Genomic DNA, 19965 nt, shown 5'->3' on the forward strand with positions numbered 1-19965 from the left:
CTGCGCGTCTGTCCGGCCGGCAGTTCGACGAATCGGTCATTCGACTCCCGGGGCTGCGCGCAGCGCATCCCCGCGGCGGGACTCGACGAGCTGCGGGAACGGCACCCGTGATAGAGTCGCCGCGCGTCGTGTTGCCGGGGCGTTAGGGGGTGTACTGGGGGTGATCGCGATTCCGCAGGCGATTTCCCGCGCGAGCGTCGTGTTGCTGGGCGGGGATCGGGCAGCGCGTGATGAATTGGGGACAATGGTGAAGTGCTTGGCATCGAAATTGCACGGCGTCGCACTAAAATGGTGTTCTGCCTGTCAGGGAGCCGGGGCGTGAAGGAACGTTTGATGTCCGATGCACCCCGCCGAACGGGGCCGGAGTGATCATGGCGAACTGGTCGGAGTGCGGTCGGCAGCGCCGCCCGCTCGTCGTCGGCATCGTCGTTTTCCTTGTCGCGGCGATGATCTCCTGCCTGCTCGTGCTGGGCCTGGGGGGCGGCATCTGGCTGCCGAGCGTCGAGGGCGACAACCGGGTGCTGTCGCTGAACGCCGCCGTGGCGCTGCTGTTCAGCCTGCTGCTTGGCGTGCTCGCAAGCCAGATCGCGCAGGTGCGCGCGCAGCGCGCCGAGCTCCGGCGACTGGGGGCAGCGCGCAGCGCCCAAGTGCGGGCGCGCGAGGCGGAGCTGGATCGCGCGCAGTCGGTCGCGCATGTCGGCGAACAGCAGCTGCGCAAGCTGTCGACGGCAGTCGAATGCAGTCCGGCATCGATCGTCATCACCGACCGCAGCGGAAACATCGAGTACGTCAATCCGCAGTTCGAACGCAGCACCGGCTACACCGCGCAAGAAGTGATGGGAAAGAACCCGCGCATCCTCAAGTCCGGCAATCGTTCCGCGGATGAATACGCGGCAATGTGGGCGACGATCACGCACGGCCACGTGTGGCGCGGGGAGTTCGAGAACGTGCGCAAGGACGGCGTGCATTACTGGGAGCGCGCGTCGATCGCGCCGATCCGGGCAGTCGATGCAACGATTTCGGGCTTCGTCGCGGTCAAGGAAGACATCACGCTGCAGAAGCGGGCCGAGCGTGAGCTGCGCGATCGCGAAGTGAAGCTCGCCGCGCTGATCGCGTCGTTGCCCGACCTGATGTTCGTCATCGACCGGAACCGGCGCATCGCGGAATTCCACGCGCCCGATCCCGGACTGCTGCTGATGCCGCCGGAGTGCTTTCTCGGTCGGTCGTATGCGCGAACGCTGCCGCCGGCAGTGGTCGCGAAGTTCGACGCGGCGCTGGAGGAAATTTCCGCGACCGGAGGGGCGAAGCAGGTTGAATACACGCTCGAGTTGCCGCGCGGCACGCACCATTTCAGCGCATCGGTCAGTCGCCTCGCCGGCACCGGCCTCGCCCCGGAAGGCTTCATCGTGCTCGTGCGCGACCTCACCGAGCGCGTGCGCATGGAAGAGGCGCTGATCGAAAGCGAGTTGCGCTACCGCGAGCTGTTTGCGAACAGTCGCGTCGTGATGCTCGTCAGCGATCCGGACGACGGCCGTATCGTCGATGCGAACGCGAAAGCCTGCGAATACTACGGCTACGATCCGGTTTCGCTGACGCGCATGAAGATCGACGACATCAAGGTGCCGGGTGGCGAGCAGATCCGGTTCGACACTGCGCAGGCGCGCAAGACCGACGCGTTCCGTTTCCGCCACCGGCTTGCATGCGGCGACGTGCGCGACGTCGAAGTGGCGAGCAGTCCGATCGAGATTGCCGGCAGGAAGCTGCTCTACTCGATCGTCCAGGATGTCACCGAACGCAAGCGCTTCGAGGAGCGCATGCGCGAGGCGATGGTGGTGTTCAAGGCCTGCAGCCAAGGCATCATGACGACCGATGCGCGCGGCGTGATCACGTCGATCAATCCCGCGTTCTGCACCATTACCGGCTACCTCGCTGCCGACGTCATCGGCCGCAAGTCGTCGATGTTCAAGCCCGAATGCCACGAGGCGGCGTTCTTCGACGCGATGTGGACGTCGATCGTCGAGAGCGGCAGCTGGGCCGGCGAAGTGTGGAGCCGGCGCAAGGACGGCGACAGCTATCCGCAGTGGGTCACGATCACCGCGGTGCGCGACACCGACGGCAAGATCGCCGAGTACGTCACGCTGTTCAGCGATATCACCGAGCGCAAGCAGCAGGAAGTCGCGATGTGGCGCCAGGCCAACTTCGACGCGCTCACGGGGCTCGCGAACCGGAGCCTGCTGCAGGACCGCCTCGGTTGCGCGCTCGCCCATGCCCGTCGGCATGGGTGCAAGGTCGGGCTGCTGTTCCTCGACCTCGACGGCTTCAAGTGGATCAACGATTCGCTCGGCCACGACGTCGGCGACGAGCTGCTGGTCGATGTCGCGCGCCGCCTCAACACCTGCGTGCGCGACGAGGACACGGTCGCGCGCCTCGGGGGCGACGAGTTCACGGTGGTCGTGCACGACCTTGCCGACCGTGCAGACCTCGGCGCGATCGCCGACAAGCTCGTCGCCGTGCTGCGCGAGCCGTTCGCGTTGTGCGGCGCGCGTCATCATATTTCCGGCAGCGTCGGCATCACCGTGTTTCCCGACGACGGCGACGACGTCCAGACGCTGCTGCGCAACGCCGACATCGCGATGTACAAGGCCAAGCAGGCGGGCAAGAACCGCGCCCAGCCCTATGCTCCCCACATGCAGGCCGATGCGCTCGCGCGCGTGCTTCTCGAAGCGGACCTGCGCATTGCCGTCGAACAGCGCGCGTTCGAGCTGCATTACCAGCCGATCGTCGATTGCGCGAGCGGCGCGCTCGTTGGGGCCGAAGCGCTGATCCGCTGGAAGCATCCCGAGCGCGGCACGGTTTCGCCGCTCGAATTCATCCCGGTCGCGGAAGAATGCGGGCTGATCGTCCCGATCGGGGAATGGGTGCTGCGCGAAGTCGTGCGCCAGCGGCGCGACTGGCTCGCGCGCGGCTATCCGCCGCTGCGCCTCACGCTGAACGTGTCGGGCGTGCAGTTCCGCGAAACCGGCCTGCCGGAGCTCGTGCGCGCGCTGCTCGCGGAAGGCGGCACGACATGCGGTTCGCTGGTCTTCGAGATCACCGAATCGGTGCTGATGGGCGGTAGCGACGAAAACGTCGAGGCCCGCATGCGCGACATCAAGGAGCAGGGCATCTGCTTCGCGCTCGACGATTTCGGCACCGGTTTCTCGTCGCTGTCCTATCTCAAGCGCTTCCCGGTCGATATCGTCAAGATCGACCGCAGCTTCGTGCGCGACTGCCCGGACGACGGCAACGACGCGAGCCTCGTCGAAGCGATCATCAACATGGCGCACAGTCTCGGGCTGCGCGTCACCGCCGAAGGCGTCGAATCCGCCGAGCAGCGCGAATTCCTGCGTGCGCTGGGCTGCGATTACCTGCAAGGCTACCTGATCAGCAAGCCGCTCGCGGCCGACGCATTCGAGGCGATGATGGCGCCGCTGCGAAGCGTCGCCGGCGCGGCGGAGTGCACGGAGTCATGCTGAGGCTCACGCCGCGGCGGCGAGCGCGTCGAGAATGCGCCGGACCGGCGTCGGCAGCGCGGCCGCGTCCAGATCGGCGAGCGCGAGCCAGCGATGCCCGACTTCGGCGACGCTGCGCCCGGCGGCCTCGACGTCGAAGCGGATCGGCGTAATCTCGAGCCGGAAATGCGTGAACGCGTGGTTCAGCGGGGCGAGCGGGAGGCTCGCGCGCGGCGCAAGGCCGAAGCGCGTTTGCAGCCACTGCGCGGCGTCCGGCTCGCTGTCGGGAATTTCCGGCAGCGCGAGCAGCCCGCCCCAGATGCCGGCAGGCGGGCGCTGCTCGAGCAGCACGCGCCCGGCCGCGTGAATCACCGCGACGCGCACGCGGCGCTGCGGCACGATCTTGCGCGGACGCGCCGCGGGCAGCTCGGCGAGGCGGTCCTCGCGGTGGGCGACACACGAGTCGGCGAGCGGGCAGCGTGCGCACGCCGGCCGGCTGCGCCTGCACACCGTCGCGCCCAGATCCATCTGCGCCTGGATGTAAGTGCCGACGTCCGTCTGCGGTAGCAGCGATTCGGCGAGCGCCCACAGCTGCGTCTCGACTGCCCGCTCGCCGGGAAAGCCGGCGACGCCGAACGCGCGGCACAGCACCCGCTTGACGTTGCCGTCGAGGATCGCCGCGCGCTCGCCGAACGCGAACGCCGCGACCGCCGCTGCGGTCGAGCGGCCGATGCCGGGTAGCCGGGCGATCGCTGCGGCACGCGACGGGAAGTTCCCGCCGTGACAGTCGACCACCTTCTGCGCCGCCTTGTGCAGGTTGCGCGCGCGGGCGTAGTAGCCGAGCCCGCTCCACAGCGCGAGCACCTCGTCGACCGGCGCCGCGGCGAGCGCCGCGAGGTCGGGGAAGCGCGCGAGAAAGCGCGCGTAGTACGGGATCACGGTGTCGACCTGCGTCTGCTGCAGCATGATTTCCGACAGCCAGACACGATACGGATCGGGGGCGTGGCCGCACGGGTGCTGCCACGGCAGGTCGTGCCGGCCCTCGCGGCGATGCCAGTCGATGAGCCGTGCGGCGAAAGTCGTGTGTGTCTCCATTGCCCGCTGTTCCCTTCGTCTGCGTTGCCCGATGCCGCCTGCGCAGCGATAATCACCGGCTCCATTCACTTCAGCGGCGGCGGGCGACAACCTGCGATCCGCCGCCCGGCCCCCGCTCATGTCCCAGCCGCCCGTCACCCACCAGGAATTCACCCGCGCGTTCCGCGACACGCTCGGCATGTTCGCCACCGGCATCGCCGTGGTCACGACCCGGGCGGCGAACGGCGAGGCGATCGGACTGACGGTCAATTCCTTCAACTCCGTTTCGCTCGACCCGCCGCTGATCGTGTGGAGCCTCGCCCGCCATCTGCAGAGCCTGCCGATATTCGAAGCCTGCGAATACTACGCGGTCAACGTGCTGTCGGAAGACCAGCAGCACCTGTCGCAGCTCTTTGCGACGCGCTCGGACGAAAAGTTCGTCGGCCTCGACATCGACGATGGCCTGTATGGCGTGCCGCTGCTGCGCGGTTGCTGCGCCCGCTTCGAGTGCCGCAACACGGTGCGCCACGAAGGCGGCGACCACCTGCTGTTTCTCTCGGAAGTCGTGCGCTTCGACCGCGAAGACCACCCGCCGCTGATTTTCCATAGCGGCGTGTACCGGCGGCTCGCAGCCGATTGAAGCGCCGCGGCCGAACGTCACCGCGTTTGCCGGTGGCGCTCGTTGCGCTACACCGGCCACCGGCGCAAATCAACGCTCAACGCGTTCTCGCCATTGGCTGGCGCAGCCAGAACACCACCAAAGTGATGATCGTCAGCGGAACGACAAACCCGAGCATCGTCGCGGAAAAAGCTTGCAAGGCGTCGTGCTGCTGAGCGGCAAGTATCAGGTAAGTGACGTAGGCCAGGTAGTAGCCGAGGAATACGGCGCCTTCCCAGCGCGCGATCTCACGCCCGGTGAGAAAGACCGGCAAGCAGGCCAGAGCGACAGCCAGCATCACCCAGATGTCGAAGTTGAGCAAAGAGGGGGCCAGAGCCAGGCCGCCGCTGCCGGCCACCACTCCGCTCAGGCCTACGCAGCCCAGAATGTTGAACGTGTTGCTGCCGACCACGTTGCCGACCGCAATGTCGCGCTCGCCCTTGAATGCCGCCGTCAGTGAGGTCGCCACTTCCGGCATCGAAGTGCCAGCAGCGACGATGGTGAGGCCGATGACCACATCGCTGACGCCGAACGCCCGGGCAAACGCGACCGACGAACTCACCAGCCAGTCCGATCCCAGCACAAGCAGTGCCAGTCCCGCGACGATCAAGCCAAGCTGGACTGCCCACCGCGTATCCCAGCCGCCTTGTTCGGCAGCTTGGATTTTTTCATTGAATTCGGACGCCTGCTGTGCGCTCTCTTTGCGCGACTGAATGACCAGAAACGCCGTGTAAGCGAGCATCAGGACCAGCAAGAGCGCGCCCTCCCACAGCTTGATGGTGCCATCGAGCGCCAGAGCCAGCAGCAGCAACGACGCGCCCAGCATGATCGGAATCTCCTGCCGAATCAGCTGAACGTGCACCACCAAAGGTACGATCAGCGCGCTGGCTCCCAAGATGAACAGCACGTTGAGGATATTGCTTCCCACGACGTTTCCTACCGCGATATCGCCCTGCCCGTCGAGCACCGCGCCGGTGGATACCGCCATTTCGGGGGCGCTTGTTCCGAAAGCAACGATCGTCAACCCGACCACCAGGGGTGACAAACCCACCGACAAGGCCAGCTTCGACGCGCCGCGAACAAGAGAGTTGGCGCCCACTATCAACGCGACCAACCCCGCTGCGAACCACAAAGACTGTAACCAGAGCATGGCGGCAATATCCCGAGAAAAAACGCCCGACAGGGCTTGTTGTTAAAACGGCAACTGAATAAATAAAACCGTTCGCCCTGAGCCCGTCGAAGGGCGGTGGCAGGGCTTCGACAAGCCTGTCCTGAGCTTGCCGAAGGGCTCAGCCCGAACGGGATGTGGGTGCCGCGCCAACAGATCGGATAATTTTGCACGGCCGACCTGTCAGAGGAGCGCGCATTAATGAAAAATTTTTCGGTTGAGAATTGAATGAAAACGTTCGTCCTGAGTGGTCGAACAGCGGGGGCAGGGCTTCGACAAGCCTGTCCTGAGCTTGCCGAAGGGCTCGGCCCGAACGGGATGTGGGTGCGGCGCCAACAGATCGGGTAAGCCGACTTCGATTGAAGCGGAGCGCTGGCTCGCCAACGTCATGACGAGCCCGAATTTTCGTTCGGAAGACCAGCAGCACCTGTCGCAGCTTTTCGCGACGCGCTCCGACGAAAATTCACCGGCCTGGACCTCGACGAGGGCCTGTACGGCGTGCCGTTGCTGCGCGGCTGCTGCGCCCGTTTCGAATGCCGCAACACCGTGCGCCACGAAGGCGGCGACCACCTCGTGTTCCTGTCGGAAGTCGTCCGCTTCGATCGCGAGGACCGTCCGCCGCTGATCTTCCACAGCGGCGCCTATCGGCGCCTCGCTATCGACTGAACAGCCGAATCGCCGCTTGAACCGCTGATCGATCGGACGGGATCGCTCGCGGCCGCTGCATCGGCTGCCGAAGCCGCTTCAACCCCCGCGGGCGTCAAGCGCAAAATGAGCCCCGCTCGGACCGGCTGCACGCGCCCTGGTGTATGAGCAGGGGCTTTACCTCAGCGGCCTGCTCGCGATCGGGCTGATGTCGCTGGCAATGGTGCTCGCCACCCGTCCGGCGTGGCTGGAGCGCCCGCTCGGCGGCATGGACCGCATTTTCCGCGTGCACAAATGGGCCGGCATTCTCCCCGGCGTGTTCGCTCTGCTGCACTGGCTGATTGAGATGTCCGATGACTTGGTCAAGTCGATCTTCGGCCGCGGCGGGCGCCCGCACGAGGAAGAATTCGGCGGCCTCCTCGAAAACCTGCGCGAGGCCGGCGAGGAACTGGGCGAGTTCGCCATCTACCTGGTGCTGGCGATGGTCGTGCTGAGCCTGCTGAAGCGCTTTCCGTACAAGTTCTGGCGCCACATTCACCGCGCCATGCCGGTGCTCTACCTGATGCTCGCCTTTCATGCCGCGGTGCTTGCTCCGATCGCCTACTGGACCCAGCCCGCGGGTGCGCTGCTGGCCCTGCTGCTGGCCGCCGGCAGCGTCGCTGCGGCACTCTCGCTCACCGGGCGGATCGGCCGCGAGCGGCGCGTGCATGGCGTCGTTACCGGAGTGTCTTCGCCCGCCGCCGATGTCACCGAAGTGGTCTGCCGCCTCGACGGCGACTGGCGCGGGCATCGCGCCGGGCAGTTCGCCTTCGTCGGCTTCGACCGCTTCGAAGGCGCCCACCCCTTCACCATCGCCAGCGCCGACCGGGGCGATCGCAACGTGAGCTTCCAGATCAAGGCCTTGGGCGATTACACCCGCCAGCTCTCGAGCCGGATCGCCGTCGGGCAGGCGGTCACCGTCGAAGGCCCCTACGGCCGCTTCGTCCTCGATCGCCACAACCGCAAGGCACGCCAGATCTGGGTTGCGGGGGGAATCGGCGTCACCCCCTTCCTCGCCTGGCTCGATGCCCTGCGCACCCGTCCGGAGGATGCGCCGGCCGCCGACCTGCACTACAGCACTCGTGACCTCGCACGCGACCCCTTCGCCGCCCGTCTGCAGGGCTTGTGCGCCGAACTGCCGTCGGTCACGCTGCATGTGCACGACAGCAGTGCCGGCAGCGTGCTCACCGCCGAACACCTGTCGGCCGCGCAGGGCGGCGACCGGGGCAGGCCGCGCAGCGCCGAAGTCTGGTTCTGCCGGTCCGCGTCCCTTTGCGGAACAACTGCGTGCCGGACTGCTGCGCATCTGGGGGCCACGGCTGCGCTTTCACCAGGAAGCCTTCGAGCTGCGCTGAAGAAGGCAAAATTGTGCGCCCGGCCTGACGGCCGGGCGCAGATCTCAAGGCGATCGGCTCGATGAGGCCGCAGCAAAAGACGCGCATGACCCCGCTGATTTTCGAGGAACTGGGCTGGGGCTATAGCGGACTGGGCATCCCGGCGATGGCGTTAGCGACGGGGTTTCCCGCGTTTGCCGCTTCGCACCCTCGCTGATCTGGGAAGGCGACGACCGGCCCTCGCCGTCCGCCGGTACGGTGAAGGTCATGCAGGAAGAGGGGCGAGTCCGAATGGGAACAAGCTCTTGGAGGGGGTATGGAGCGGGCGATGGGAATCGAACCCACGGCTCTAGCTTGGGAAGCTAGGGTATTACCATTATACGACGCCCGCGATTCAGGCCAATTTGCTCTGAACAGGGCTGTCATTCTAATGGCCGGCGCGGCGGCGCGCAATGCGCGAGTTAGGCGTGCCTGTGGCGCGGGGGTTTCGCCCAAACCGGCGACCGGGCAAGGGTCCGCGGAGGGCGTGGTAAGATTTCGGTTCACTGCACCTCGACAGCTACAGCATGATTGAGCTCATCATCAATGGCAAACCCGAGCGCCTCGACGAGGCGCCGACGGTGCTCGCGCTGCTCGAAGCCAGGCAGCTCGCCGGCAAGCGTCTCGCGGTCGAGCGCAACGGCGAGATCGTGCCGAAAGGGCAGCATGCGCACACGCTGCTCGCCGACGGCGACCGGCTCGAGATCGTCGTCGCGGTCGGCGGCGGCTGAAGTTTCGCCGCCCCGGCGCCGCGCTCGCTGGACCGCGCGCCTTCATCAACCCGATTCCTACAGGCCGAACATGAACGACTCCCTGGTGATCGCAGGCAAGTCCTACCGCTCCCGTTTGCTGGTGGGCACCGGAAAATACAAGGATTTCGCCGAGACGCGCGCCGCGATCGACGCGAGCGGCGCCGAGATCGTCACCGTCGCGATCCGCCGCACGAACATCGGCCAGAACGCCGATGAACCGAACCTGCTCGACGTGCTGCCGCCCGAGCGCTTCACGATCCTGCCGAACACGGCCGGCTGCTACACGGCCGACGACGCGGTGCGCACGCTGCGGCTCGCGCGCGAGCTGCTCGACGGTCACGCGCTGGTGAAGCTCGAAGTGCTCGGCGATCCGGTGAGCCTGTTCCCGAACATGCCCGAGACGCTGAAGGCAGCCGAAACCCTCGTCAAGGACGGCTTCGAGGTGATGGTGTACTGCGCCGACGACCCGATCCAGGCAAAGATGCTCGAAGAGATCGGCTGCGTCGCGGTGATGCCGCTGGCGTCCTTGATCGGCTCCGGCATGGGGATCCTCAATCCGTGGAATCTGCGGCTGATCATCGACCAGGCGAAAGTGCCGGTGCTCGTCGATGCCGGCGTTGGCACCGCGTCCGACGCAGCGATCGCGATGGAACTCGGTTGCGACGGCGTGCTGATGAACACGGCGATCGCGCACGCGAAAAACCCCGTGCTGATGGCGTCGGCGATGAAAAAGGCGGTCGAGGCCGGGCGCGAGGCGTTTCTTGCCGGACGCATGCCGCGCAAGCATTATTCGGCCGATCCGAGCTCGCCGACGAGCGGCCTGATCGGCTCCTGAACGAACGCCGCGCGCGCCGCCTGCCACCTGCGCCGCGCGCGTCGACCCTTTTCGCCATGCCGGCACAGCGCCGGCACGGCCTCGCACGACGTTACGATCCCCGACAATGACTTTTCCCCCCCACAACCCGCCGGAAACCGGGCCTCCGTCCGCCGCTCCGGACGAATCGCTGCCGGCTCCGCAAGGCCGTGTCGCCGGCGATGCGGAAGCGCGCTTTTCGAGCCGCTCGATCCGCAGCTTCGTGCTGCGCCAGGGACGCATGTCGGTCGCGCAGCAGCGCCACCTCGACGAGACGCTGCCGAAAGTCGGCATTCCCTACCGCGTCGCGCCGCTCGATCTCGACGCGGCGTTCGGACGCGCGGCGCCAAAAATCGTCGAGATCGGTTTCGGCATGGGCGAGACGACCGCGAAAATCGCCGCCGCGCTGCCGGACAAGGACTTTCTCGCGATCGAAGTGCATGGGCCGGGCGTCGGCAGCCTGTGCAAGCTGATCGCCGAAAGCGAGCTGCACAACTTGCGCATCGTCCAGCACGACGCGGTCGAAGTGCTGCGCGACATGATTCCCGAACAGGCGCTGGCCGGCGTGCATGTGTTCTTTCCCGATCCGTGGCACAAGAAGCGTCATCACAAGCGGCGCATCATCCAGCCCGACTTCGTCGCGCTGATCGCCTCGCGGCTCGCGCCCGGCGCTTATCTGCACTGCGCGACCGACTGGGAGGAATACGCGCAGTGGATGCTCGAGGTGCTCGCCGCCGAGCCCGCGCTGGAGAATACTGCCGACAGCTACGCCCCGCGTCCGGCTTACCGCCCGCTGACGAAATTCGAAAACCGCGGTCTGAAGCTCGGGCACGGCGTCTGGGACCTGGTGTTCAGGCGGCGCGGTTGAGCGAAGCGCGCGTCGAACGGAGATCTGAACGATGGTGAAACGCCTCTTTGCCTTTTTCGGCGCGCTTCTCGCGGGCTTGTGGCGCACGATCGACGTGCTGCGGCGCGTGCTCCTCAACGCGGTATTCCTGCTGTTGCTCGCTTTTGTCGCGGTGCTGCTGTGGCGCGCGCTGCCCGCGGTGCCGGACGGCGCGGCGCTGGTGCTGCGCCCGGCCGGTCCGCTCGTCGAGCAGAAGACGTTCGAGACGCCGCTCGATTTGCTGCGCAATGGCGGTGTCGCGCCTTCCCAAACGGCGCTGCACGATCTGCTCGAAGCGGTGGAGGCGGCGCGCGACGACCGGCGGATCAAGGCGCTCGTCATCGAAACCGACCGGCTCGGCCCGAGCGGCCTGTCGAAGCTCGCCGAACTGCGCGCCGCGATCGTCGCTTTCCGGCAGAGCGGAAAGCCGGTGTTCGCTCGCGGCGAACGCTTCACGCAGGGGCAGTACTACCTCGCCAGCGTCGCCGACGAAGTCCATGTCGGGCCCGACGGCTTCGTGCTGCTGCAAGGGTTTGCGCGCTACGTCAGCTATTTCGCCGGCGCGCTCGACAAGCTCGGCGTCAAAATGCACGTGTTCCGCGTCGGCGAATACAAGGCGTTCAGCGAGCCTTTCACGCGCAACGACATGTCGGAGGCGGACCGCGAAGCGTCGCGCGATCTGCTCGAAGGGCTGTGGAGCGGCGTGCGCGAGGATCTCATCGCGAGCCGCCGCCTCGCGCCCGAGAAGCTCGACGCCTACGTCAACGCTTACCCCGCCGCGCTCGCAGCAACGGGGGCGATGCGGTGAGCGCGGCGCGCGATGCCGGCCTGATCGATCGCGCGAGCACCCGCGACGAGTGGCGCGAGCTGCTCAAGGCGCGCGTCGGCGCAAGCGAGGACGGCAAGGATTTCCGGCGCGTCGAGGCCGACGACTATCTCGCCGTGGTGCACGCCACGCGGCCCGCGCACGACGACCACGTCGCAGTGCTGGTCGCCCAGGGGGCGATCATCGACGGCAGCGACACGCAGTCGGCGGTCGGCGGCGACAGCCTCGCGCACCTGATCCGCACCGCGCGCGAGGACGAGCGGGTGAAAGCGCTGGTGCTGCGCGTCGACAGCCCCGGCGGCAGCGCGTGGGCGTCGGAAGTGATCCGGCGCGAGTTGGAATTGACGCGCGAGGCGGGCAAGCCGGTCATCGCGTCGATGAGTTCGGTCGCCGCGTCCGGCGGTTACTGGATCGCGACCGGCGCCGAAGAGATTTTTGCGAGCCCCGCTTCGCTGACCGGGTCGATCGGGATTTTCGCGCTGTTTCCGGAGCTCGCCGGATCGCTCGACAAGCTCGGCGTGAATACCGACGGCGTCGCGACCGCCCCGCTCGCCGGTGCTTTCGATCCGCGCCGCCCGCTCGAACCGGCGGCGGCGAAGACGATCCAGCTCGGCATCGAACACGGTTACCGGCGCTTCCTCGAAACCGTCGCCAAGGCGCGCGACATGAGGGCGGCCGAAGTCGACACCGTCGCGCGCGGACGCGTCTGGACCGGCGAGGCGGCGACGAAGCTCGGTCTCGTCGACCAGCTCGGCGGCCTGGACGCGGCGGTCGCGGCGGCCGCGTCGCGCGCCGGACTGAAGCGCTACGAGACGGTGTGGCCGAGAGCGGACGTCGGCCCCGGCCAGCGGCTCCTGCAGCGCTTCGTCGCCATGCTCGCGCCGGACGGCGGCTTTTCGGGCGTTTCAATCCTTGCCGCGTCGCCGCTCGCCGTCGTCATCGAGGGTTTGCAGCAGGATGCCAACGAGCTGCTACGCTGGAATGACCCGCGCCACCTCTATACGCATTGTCTTTGCGAAGCGCTCTAGCCGAGGACGATCCCATGCCGAATCCCGATTTGCACTGCACGGCCGTCCCGTCGCCGCGCCGGGCGCTGGCTGTCGTGCTGTTGCCGCTGCTGCTCGCCGCGTGTGCCGGCACACGCGACACGCCGCGCGCGCCCGACGTGCCGCCGGCAACCCGCGTCGGGCCGGATCAGCAGCTGCACTTCGAGCTCGCGAGTGGCGATTACGATTGCGAATTCGGCGTGAAGGTGCGCGTCAGCCGCGACCTGCGCGACGCGAATCGTCTCGAGCTGGGGTGGGCCGGCCGCTCGTTCGATCTGCGGCGCGACGTGTCGTCGTCGGGTCTGCCCCGCTTCGAGGCGCGCGACGCGGGCCTGGTGTGGATCGACCTGCCGTGGAAGAGCATGCTGCTCGATTCGCGCACCGACCGGCCGCTCGCGACGGAGTGCCGCCCGGCGTGACGCGCGTGGCCGCCGACCCGGTCCTCCCGCACCGCTTCAGTCGCACCGCTTCAGTCGCGCAGGAACAGCGTCAGCAGATCGTTGAGGAAATGCCGGCCGCGCTCGGTCGGGCGGAGGACGTCCGGCGTGACTTCGATCAGGCCTTGCGCGCGCGCCGTCTTCAGCTCGTCCTCGATCACCGCGAGCGGCAGGCCGGTGCGCTCGGCGAACAGCCGTGGCGGGACGCCGCCGGTCAGGCGCAGCGCATTCATCATGAATTCGAATGGCAGCTCGGTGACGCCGATCGAGCGGCGTTCCTGCACGAACTCGCGGCTCTTCGCTGCGTCGAGGTAGCGTCCGGGGTGCTTGTGGCGCATCTCGCGCACGATCCCCTCGAAGCTCGACAGCTTGCCGTGCGCGCCCGCGCCGACGCCGAGATAATCGCCGAACGTCCAGTAGTTCAGGTTGTGGCGGCATTCCTCGCCGGGTCGGGCGAACGCCGAGGTCTCGTAGTGGCGGAACCCCGCGCCGGCGAGCCGCGCTTCGATCGCATCCTGCATGTCGGCCGCGGCGTCGGTATCGGGCAGCGGCGGCGGAGCGTGGTGGAAAGGCGTGTTCGGCTCGAGCGTCAGCTGGTAGCACGACAGATGGGTCGCGCCGGTCGCGAGCGCGATGTCGAGGTCGGCGAGCGCCTGCTCGAGCGTCTGCTGCGGCAGCGCGTACATCAGGTCGAGGTTCACGCGCTCGAAGTTCGCCAGCGCGGTGTCGATCGCGACGCGCGCTTCGCGCCCGTCATGGATGCGCCCGAGGCGCACGAGCTGCGCGTCGTCGAAGCTCTGGATGCCGAGCGACAGGCGGTTCACGCCGGCCGCGCGGTAATCGCGGAAGCGGCCTGCCTCGACGGTGCCGGGATTGGCTTCGAGCGTGACTTCGGCCAGCGGGTCGAGCTGCAGCAGCATGCGCACGCCGGTCAGCAGGCGGTCGAGCGCTGCCGCCGACATCAGGCTCGGCGTGCCGCCGCCGATGAACACCGACAGCACGCGCCGTCCCCACACCTGCGGCAGCGCGGTCTCGATGTCGCCGAGCAGCGCGTCGATGTAGGCCTGCTCCGGGATCTCGCCCGTGCCGCCGCGCGACGCATGCGAGTTGAAGTCGCAGTACGGGCACTTCTTCACGCACCACGGGTAATGCACGTACAGCGCGAGCGGCGGCGACGCCGTCAGTTGCGCTCGCTCGGGCAGCGGTGCGGCAACGGCCGGCGCGGGCGCGACGGGGATAATGCGATGGCGGGTCACAGCGGTTCGGTGGACAGGCGGGCGAGCAGGTGGCGCATCGCCGCGCCGCGGTGGCTGAGGGTGTTCTTCAGCTGCGCGTCGAGCTCGGCGGCCGTCTGCCCGAGCTCCGGGACGAAGAACAGCGGATCGTAGCCGAAGCCGTTGGCGCCGCGCGGCGCGTAGAGGATCGTCCCGTGCCACTCGCCGTCGGCGATCAGCGGCCGCGGATCGTCGCGATGGCGCACCAGTACCACGACGGAATAGAAGAACGCGCGCCGGTCGGCGCTGCCGGCGAGCCGCTCGACGAGCAGCGCGTTGTTGCGCGCGTCGGATTTCGGTTCGCCGGCAAAGCGCGCCGACTGCACGCCCGGCGCTCCGCCGAGCGCCGCGACGCACAGCCCGGAGTCGTCGGCGACCGCCGGCAGCCCGATCAACGCGGCAGCGTGACGCGCTTTCGCGAGCGCGTTCTCGACGAACGTCGGGTGCGGCTCGTCGGCTTCCGGAATGTCGAACGCCGACTGCGACAGCACCTCGATGCCGAGCGGCGCGAGCAGCGCCGTCATCTCGACGGCCTTCTTGGCGTTGTTGCTAGCGAGAACGAGCCGGGTCGTCATGAGTTCAGTTCCGGTCGATCGCCGCTTTCTGCATTTCGACGAGCCGGCGGACGCCGGACTCGGCAAGCTCCAGCAGCGTGTTGAGTTCGGCGCGCGAGAACGTCGCGCCTTCGGCAGTGCCCTGCACTTCGACGAAACCTCCCGACCCCGTCATGACGACGTTCATGTCGGTGTCACAGCCCGAATCCTCGAGGTAGTCGAGATCGAGCACCGGCACGCCCTGGAACACGCCGACCGACACCGCGGCGACGAACTCGCGCAGCGGGCTGTGCGGCAGCTTGCCTTCGGCGACGAGTTTGCCGAACGCGTCGTGGACCGCGACGCAGGCGCCGGTGATCGCGGCAGTGCGGGTGCCCCCGTCGGCCTGCAGCACGTCGCAATCGATGACGATCTGGCGTTCGCCGAGCGCGCTGAGGTCGACGACCGCGCGCAGGCTGCGGCCGATCAGGCGCTGGATTTCCTGTGTGCGCCCGCTCTGCTTGCCCTTGGCCGCTTCGCGCGCGCTGCGCGTGTGCGTCGCGCGCGGCAGCATGCCGTATTCGGCAGTCAGCCAGCCCTGGCCGCGTCCGCGCAGGAACGGCGGCACGCTGTCCTCGACGCTGGCCGTGCACAGCACGCGCGTCGCGCCGAATTCGACGAGCACCGAGCCTTCGGCATGGCAGGTGAAGTTGCGGGTGATCGTGACCGGGCGCAGCTGGTCGGGGCGGCGTTGGCTGGGACGCATGGAGGATTCCTATCTGCTGTACTTGTGAATGGCCTGGTTGATTTCGGCGATCGCTTTCTCGATCTCGTCATCGCTGATGTCGCCGGCGGCGGCCGGCACGCGCGCGCGGCCGAAGACGTTGAGCTGCGTCGTGACCCGATCGAGTGCCAGCGTCTGTGTCGATTCGATGTCGTCGTGTGCTGCGCCGCGCTCGTCGTGCCAACACATCGCGATCATCGACAGGTTGTCGCAGCCGGGCCCGGCGAGCTGCTCGGCGTGGTCCAGCAGCTTCGGCACGGCGTCCATGACATTGGTTCCGGCGAGCCCGTCGACGATGCCCGGGTCGCGCAGCGGGCCCCATACGCCGTCGGTGCACAGCGCGAGGATGTCGTCGTCACGCAATGGCGTCGGCACCGACAGTTCGAGCTGCGGCGTGCGCGTGCCGCCGAGGCAGCTGTAGATGCGATTGCGCTCGGGATGATGCGCGGCGGCTTCGTCGTCGAGCAGGCCCTGGTCGATCAGCAGCTGCACGCGCGAATGGTCGCGCGTGCGCGCGGCAACCCGCCCGTCCCGCAGCAGGTAGAGGCGCGAGTCGCCGGCGTGCGCCCAGTGTGCGAGACCGTCCTGGACGACGCAGGCGACGATCGTCGTGCGCGGCGTGTCATCGAGATCTTTGTCGAACGCGTGATCGACAATCGCGCTGTGCGCGTTCATCAGCACGCGCGACAGGAAGCGCCCCGGTTGGCCAAGGGTCGGCGTCGCTTCGCGCCGGAACGCTTCGACGATGGACTGCACCGCCAGCTGCGCAGCGATCTCGCCGTGTCGGTGCCCGCCCATGCCGTCGGCGATCACCATCAGCAGCGCGTCGCGCGAGTAACAGTAGGCGAGACGGTCCTGGTTGCTTTTGCGCCGGCCGATGCGGCTTTCCTGGTAGATCGTGAATTTCATCGCGCGCCTCTCAAGTGCGGCCGATAAACGATTTGATGCGCGCGCCGAGGTCGCCGAACAGGCTCGCCGGAACCACCTCCTCGCCCCGGCGCATCAGCGTCTTCTGCAGCGAATAGACGCTCTGCGGGCGCTCGAGCGGGTCGAGCTTCAGGCACCAGTCGATCGTCTGCAGCAACTGCGCCGAATAACGCGTCGCATAGGCCCGGGTCGCCGGAACGAAAGTGTCGTGCCGGCTGCGCTCGTCCGAGCGCGGCGGCGCGGTTCCGGCGACGCAGGCGTACAGGCTCGCGCCGACACTGTAGATGTCGCTCCACGGCCCGAGCGCGTTGCGGTTCGTGAACTGCTCCGGGGACGCGAAGCCGGGCGTGTACATCGGTTTGAGCAGCGGCTGGCCGGTCAGCAGGGTCTGGCGCGCGGCACCGAAGTCGAGCAGCACCGGCGTGCCGTCGTTGCGCAGATAGACGTTCGACGGCTTGATGTCGAGGTGCAGCAGCTTGTGCGAGTGCACTTCGCGCAGGCCGTTGAGCATGCGTGCGAAAACGGCGCGGATGAAAGCCTCGCGCACGCCGTCGCGGTGTTTGTGGATATAGTCATGCAGCGTGCGGCCGCGCTCGAACTGCATCACCATGTACACTGTGCCGTTGGCGCGAAAGAAATTGAGCACCCGGACGACGTTCGGATGCATCAGCTTCGCGAGCGAACGCCCTTCCTCGAAGAAGCATTTCATGCCGTAGCGGAAGGCCGGCCGGTTTTCTTCGGTGATCTGCGGCTCGAGCTCGCCGTCCTTGCGCAGCGCGAGCGAGTTCGGCAGGTATTCCTTGATCGCGACCGGGGTGCCGTGGCGATCACGGGCGAGATAGACAATCGAAAAACCGCCGACGGAAAGCTGCCGCTCTATTTGATACTGGTCCAGCTGGAAGCCGGAGGGCAGAGGGCAGTTGGCTTGAGGCGGCATCGACAGGGGGAGAGCCGGAGCCGGCTTTCCGCGAGATTTTCTTGATTGGACCTGCAGTGTAAAGGATCGCGGCAGGTTCCCGGAGACACTTCATGATCCACAGCATGACCGGTTTCGCCGCCCAGACGCGGGACCTCGGGGCGGTGAGCCTGCATATCGAACTGCGCAGCGTCAATTCACGCTACCTCGATCTGTTCTTCCGCATCGGTGACGAACTGCGCCAGGCCGAACCGGCGCTGCGCGAGCGGATCACGGCGAAACTGACGCGCGGCAAGGTCGAGTGCCGCCTCAACCTGCAGACGAACGGCGCCGCGCCGCGCAGCCTCGCGCTGAACACCGCGCTGCTCGACCAGCTGCGCGACGCCGAACAGCTCGTGCGCGCACGCCTGCCGCAGGCCGGGTGCCTGTCGGTCAATGAAGTGCTGCGCTGGCCCGGCATGCTCGCCGACGACGGCGTGAGCTTCGAGCAGCTGCAGCCGGCGCTGCTCGAACTCGCCCAGGCCGCGCTCGACGAGCTCGCCGCGACGCGCCGGCGCGAAGGCGACAAGCTCGCCGCGATGATCCGCGAGCGGCTCGTCCGCCTGCGCGAACTGGTCGCCCAGGCCGAGCCGCGCGTGCCGGTGATCGTCAGCGAATACCAGGAGCGCCTCGCGACGCGGCTGCGCGACGCCGTCGCCTCGCTCGACGAGGACCGCATCCGCCAGGAAGTCGCGCTGTTCGCCCACCGCATCGACGTCGCCGAGGAGCTGTCGCGCCTCAGCACGCATCTCGACGAAGTCGAACGCATCCTCGCCGCCGGCGGTGCAGCGGGAAAACGGCTCGATTTCCTGATGCAGGAGCTGAACCGCGAAGCGAACACGCTGGCGTCGAAATCCGCCGCCACCGACGTCACCGGCATCGCGATGGAGATGAAAGTGCTGATCGAGCAGATGCGCGAGCAGGTACAGAACATCGAATGACGCGGGAACCCGCCAGGAGCGGAATGCCCGGTCGCCGCTGGCGCGCCGCTGCCGCTTGACTGCGAGCGGCAGCGCGGCCGTGGGGGCGCAGGGGGTTCAGCGAAGTATCGCGGGAAGCCTGCTCGGTGAGGAAGCGGCCTCCCCAAGCTTCCATAATTCGAGTGCGAGCGCGCTCACCTCTTCGACGCTGACGTCGTCGACGAAGGACGGGTCGTGCTTGCAGCGCCGCGTGAGGTTGTCCTCGCCGCACACCGGGCACGCGCGGCGCAGCGACGCGGCACAGCGGTTCTGGTACGAGGTCAGCGGCCCCGACACCAGCAGGTTCACGAACCAATAGATGCCGACTGCAGGGGTGCCGACGGCCTGAGCCATCTGTAGCGGGCCGCTGTCGCTCGCAAGGACGAGGCGCGCCCGGTGGAGCAGCGCTGCGAGACCGTCGAGCGTCAAAACGCCACCCGCGTCGATCGCCGGCTCGCTCATCGCGGCAACGACGCTCGCGGAGAGCCGTCGATCGTCCGGGCCGCCGCCCTGCACGACGACGCACGCCCCCATCCGCACGAACTCGTCGGCGACCGCGGCGAACTTCTCGACCGGCCAGATGCGACGCGGGTCGGTCGCGCCGGGACTGAGCACCACCAACGGCCGGTCAGCCGGCAGCCGCAGACGCTTCGCGAGCTCGGCGCGATCGCGCGGCAGCACCGGCAGCAGCGGCTGCAGGTCGACCGGACGCGCGCCGGTGAGCCCGACTGTTTCGAGAAGCCGCAGGCGCTCGTTGTGCCAGGGCACGTACGGCAGCCAGCGGTCGAGCGGCTCGGCGTCGCCGGCCCTCACTCCGACGGTCAAGCGCGCGCCGAGGCGGCGGACGAATGGGTTGGAATGCCGCCCGCCGCCGTAGAACTGGAAGGCGATATCGAAATTCCGGCGCCGAAGCGCTTCGCACGCCGACTCGACCGCGTCCTCGTCCACGACTGCGTCCGGCGGTGCGCCGACGCCGGGGATCGGTGGAAGCACGACGACTTCATCGATGAGCGGCGTGCGGCCTTCGAGGAATTCCTTGTGCCACGCGCGACCGAGGTAGACGATGCGGGCGGCCGGATAGGTTTCGCGCAGCGCCGCGAGCGCCGGCAGCGCGAACATGAAGTCGCCGACCTGGTTCGGGCGCAACACGGCGATCGACGCGACGCGCGGCACCGGCTCGCGCGAGGCGGCATTCATCGGTCCGGTCATTTCGCGACGGCCCTCGCACGATCGAGCGAAAGTTCGCGCTCCGGTTCGTTGTGTTTCTGTTGCGTTGTCATGACGG

17 protein-coding genes, 1 tRNA gene and 2 pseudogenes are annotated in these 19965 nt (G+C 67.7%); 11 read left to right on the top strand and 9 right to left on the bottom strand.

Translation table 11 applies throughout. The features are described 5' to 3' along the window. The first annotated feature begins 371 nt into the window (after window positions 1–371). Window positions 372–3515 (top strand): EAL domain-containing protein, encoded by a 3144-nt coding sequence (locus PA01_18780; GenBank protein KAI5913091.1) that lies wholly within the window; start codon window positions 372–374, stop codon window positions 3513–3515. 3 nt (window positions 3516–3518) lie between these two features. Here the strand turns inward: PA01_18780 and mutY are convergent, their stop codons facing one another. Then, entirely contained in the window at window positions 3519–4586 is a 1068-nt protein-coding gene (mutY, locus tag PA01_08975) for an A/G-specific adenine glycosylase (protein KON81707.1), read from the bottom strand. A 118-nt stretch (window positions 4587–4704) separates the two neighbouring features. Between mutY and PA01_08980 the strand changes: the two genes are divergently transcribed. Further along, window positions 4705–5205, top strand: a complete 501-nt coding sequence (locus PA01_08980; GenBank protein ID KON81708.1) for a flavin reductase family protein — start codon at window positions 4705–4707, stop codon at window positions 5203–5205. A gap of 76 nt (window positions 5206–5281) precedes the next feature. Here the strand turns inward: PA01_08980 and PA01_08985 are convergent, their stop codons facing one another. After that, window positions 5282–6373 (bottom strand): calcium/sodium antiporter, encoded by a 1092-nt coding sequence (locus tag PA01_08985; GenBank protein ID KON81709.1) that lies wholly within the window; start codon window positions 6371–6373, stop codon window positions 5282–5284. Between the two features lie 516 nt (window positions 6374–6889). On the opposite strand from PA01_08985, the gene PA01_08990 reads away from it, so the two are divergent. The 3 genes and pseudogenes from PA01_08990 to PA01_18785 all read left to right on the top strand — a co-directional run bounded on the left by PA01_08990 (window position 6890) and on the right by PA01_18785 (window position 8626). Then, a complete protein-coding gene (locus tag PA01_08990) occupies window positions 6890–7057 on the top strand; it encodes a flavin reductase family protein (protein ID KAI5913092.1) in 168 nt (55 codons plus the stop codon). Window positions 7058–7193: 136 nt separating this feature from the next. After that, window positions 7194–8430 (top strand): annotated as a pseudogene (locus PA01_08995) (ferric reductase-like transmembrane domain-containing protein). Window positions 8431–8491: 61 nt separating this feature from the next. After that, complete coding sequence (locus PA01_18785; GenBank protein KAI5913093.1) at window positions 8492–8626, top strand: hypothetical protein; 135 nt, start codon at window positions 8492–8494, stop codon at window positions 8624–8626. 100 nt (window positions 8627–8726) lie between these two features. On the opposite strand, the gene PA01_09000 is transcribed toward PA01_18785, so the two are convergent. After that, window positions 8727–8800, bottom strand: a tRNA-Gly gene (locus tag PA01_09000). Window positions 8801–8975: 175 nt separating this feature from the next. Here PA01_09000 and thiS point away from each other — a divergent pair. From thiS to PA01_09025, 5 genes and pseudogenes are all read left to right on the top strand, one after another. Beyond that, a complete protein-coding gene (gene thiS, locus PA01_09005) occupies window positions 8976–9179 on the top strand; it encodes a sulfur carrier protein ThiS (GenBank protein ID KON81710.1) in 204 nt (67 codons plus the stop codon). A 70-nt stretch (window positions 9180–9249) separates the two neighbouring features. Continuing rightward, window positions 9250–10035, top strand: a complete 786-nt coding sequence (locus PA01_09010) for a thiazole synthase (GenBank protein KON81711.1) — start codon at window positions 9250–9252, stop codon at window positions 10033–10035. Between the two features lie 106 nt (window positions 10036–10141). Further along, window positions 10142–10921, top strand: a complete 780-nt coding sequence (gene trmB, locus PA01_09015) for a tRNA (guanosine(46)-N7)-methyltransferase TrmB (protein ID KON82409.2) — start codon at window positions 10142–10144, stop codon at window positions 10919–10921. Between the two features lie 31 nt (window positions 10922–10952). Further along, window positions 10953–12793: pseudogene (sppA, locus tag PA01_09020) on the top strand (signal peptide peptidase SppA). Window positions 12794–12807: 14 nt separating this feature from the next. After that, complete coding sequence (locus PA01_09025; protein ID KON81712.1) at window positions 12808–13230, top strand: hypothetical protein; 423 nt, start codon at window positions 12808–12810, stop codon at window positions 13228–13230. A 50-nt stretch (window positions 13231–13280) separates the two neighbouring features. On the opposite strand, the gene hemW is transcribed toward PA01_09025, so the two are convergent. Genes hemW through PA01_09050 form a run of 5 tightly spaced genes read right to left on the bottom strand, consistent with a single transcriptional unit; the run spans window position 13281 to window position 17703 of the window. Beyond that, window positions 13281–14504 (bottom strand): radical SAM family heme chaperone HemW, encoded by a 1224-nt coding sequence (gene hemW, locus PA01_09030; protein ID KON81713.1) that lies wholly within the window; start codon window positions 14502–14504, stop codon window positions 13281–13283. Further along, window positions 14501–15097, bottom strand: coding sequence for an RdgB/HAM1 family non-canonical purine NTP pyrophosphatase (gene rdgB / locus PA01_09035; GenBank protein KON81714.1), 597 nt, complete (start codon window positions 15095–15097; stop codon window positions 14501–14503). The genes hemW and rdgB overlap by 4 nt, the downstream gene beginning before the upstream one ends. Before the next feature lie 4 nt (window positions 15098–15101). Further along, on the bottom strand, window positions 15102–15821 hold the full coding sequence (gene rph, locus PA01_09040) for a ribonuclease PH (GenBank protein ID KON81715.1): 720 nt from the start codon (window positions 15819–15821) through the stop codon (window positions 15102–15104). A gap of 9 nt (window positions 15822–15830) precedes the next feature. Continuing rightward, window positions 15831–16748, bottom strand: coding sequence for a serine/threonine-protein phosphatase (locus PA01_09045; GenBank protein KON81716.1), 918 nt, complete (start codon window positions 16746–16748; stop codon window positions 15831–15833). 10 nt (window positions 16749–16758) lie between these two features. Beyond that, window positions 16759–17703, bottom strand: coding sequence for a serine/threonine protein kinase (locus PA01_09050; protein ID KON81717.1), 945 nt, complete (start codon window positions 17701–17703; stop codon window positions 16759–16761). A 92-nt stretch (window positions 17704–17795) separates the two neighbouring features. Between PA01_09050 and PA01_09055 the strand changes: the two genes are divergently transcribed. Then, on the top strand, window positions 17796–18662 hold the full coding sequence (locus PA01_09055) for a YicC family protein (GenBank protein KON81718.1): 867 nt from the start codon (window positions 17796–17798) through the stop codon (window positions 18660–18662). A 96-nt stretch (window positions 18663–18758) separates the two neighbouring features. Here PA01_09055 and PA01_09060 read toward each other — a convergent pair whose 3' ends face one another. Next, window positions 18759–19877: a glycosyltransferase family 9 protein gene (locus PA01_09060; GenBank protein KON82410.1), complete on the bottom strand. Its 1119-nt coding sequence runs from the start codon at window positions 19875–19877 to the stop codon at window positions 18759–18761. Window positions 19878–19965: the final 88 nt, after the last annotated feature.

Source organism: Azoarcus sp. PA01, from assembly GCA_001274695.2.
Taxonomy (GTDB): Bacteria; Pseudomonadota; Gammaproteobacteria; order Burkholderiales; family Rhodocyclaceae; genus Aromatoleum.

Bases quoted from the DNA above. Each gene is read 5' to 3' on its own strand.
- PA01_18780 (KAI5913091.1), top strand. From the start codon at position 372: ATGGCGAACTGGTCGGAGTGCGGTCGGCAGCGCCGCCCGCTCGTCGTC.
- mutY (KON81707.1), bottom strand. From the start codon at position 4,586: ATGGAGACACACACGACTTTCGCCGCACGGCTCATCGACTGGCATCGC.
- PA01_08980 (KON81708.1), top strand. From the start codon at position 4,705: ATGTCCCAGCCGCCCGTCACCCACCAGGAATTCACCCGCGCGTTCCGC.
- PA01_08985 (KON81709.1), bottom strand. From the start codon at position 6,373: ATGCTCTGGTTACAGTCTTTGTGGTTCGCAGCGGGGTTGGTCGCGTTG.
- PA01_18785 (KAI5913093.1), top strand. From the start codon at position 8,492: ATGAGGCCGCAGCAAAAGACGCGCATGACCCCGCTGATTTTCGAGGAA.
- thiS (KON81710.1), top strand. From the start codon at position 8,976: ATGATTGAGCTCATCATCAATGGCAAACCCGAGCGCCTCGACGAGGCG.
- PA01_09010 (KON81711.1), top strand. From the start codon at position 9,250: ATGAACGACTCCCTGGTGATCGCAGGCAAGTCCTACCGCTCCCGTTTG.
- trmB (KON82409.2), top strand. From the start codon at position 10,142: ATGACTTTTCCCCCCCACAACCCGCCGGAAACCGGGCCTCCGTCCGCC.
- PA01_09025 (KON81712.1), top strand. From the start codon at position 12,808: ATGCCGAATCCCGATTTGCACTGCACGGCCGTCCCGTCGCCGCGCCGG.
- rdgB (KON81714.1), bottom strand. From the start codon at position 15,097: ATGACGACCCGGCTCGTTCTCGCTAGCAACAACGCCAAGAAGGCCGTC.
- rph (KON81715.1), bottom strand. From the start codon at position 15,821: ATGCGTCCCAGCCAACGCCGCCCCGACCAGCTGCGCCCGGTCACGATC.
- PA01_09045 (KON81716.1), bottom strand. From the start codon at position 16,748: ATGAAATTCACGATCTACCAGGAAAGCCGCATCGGCCGGCGCAAAAGC.
- PA01_09050 (KON81717.1), bottom strand. From the start codon at position 17,703: ATGCCGCCTCAAGCCAACTGCCCTCTGCCCTCCGGCTTCCAGCTGGAC.
- PA01_09055 (KON81718.1), top strand. From the start codon at position 17,796: ATGATCCACAGCATGACCGGTTTCGCCGCCCAGACGCGGGACCTCGGG.
- PA01_09060 (KON82410.1), bottom strand. From the start codon at position 19,877: ATGAATGCCGCCTCGCGCGAGCCGGTGCCGCGCGTCGCGTCGATCGCC.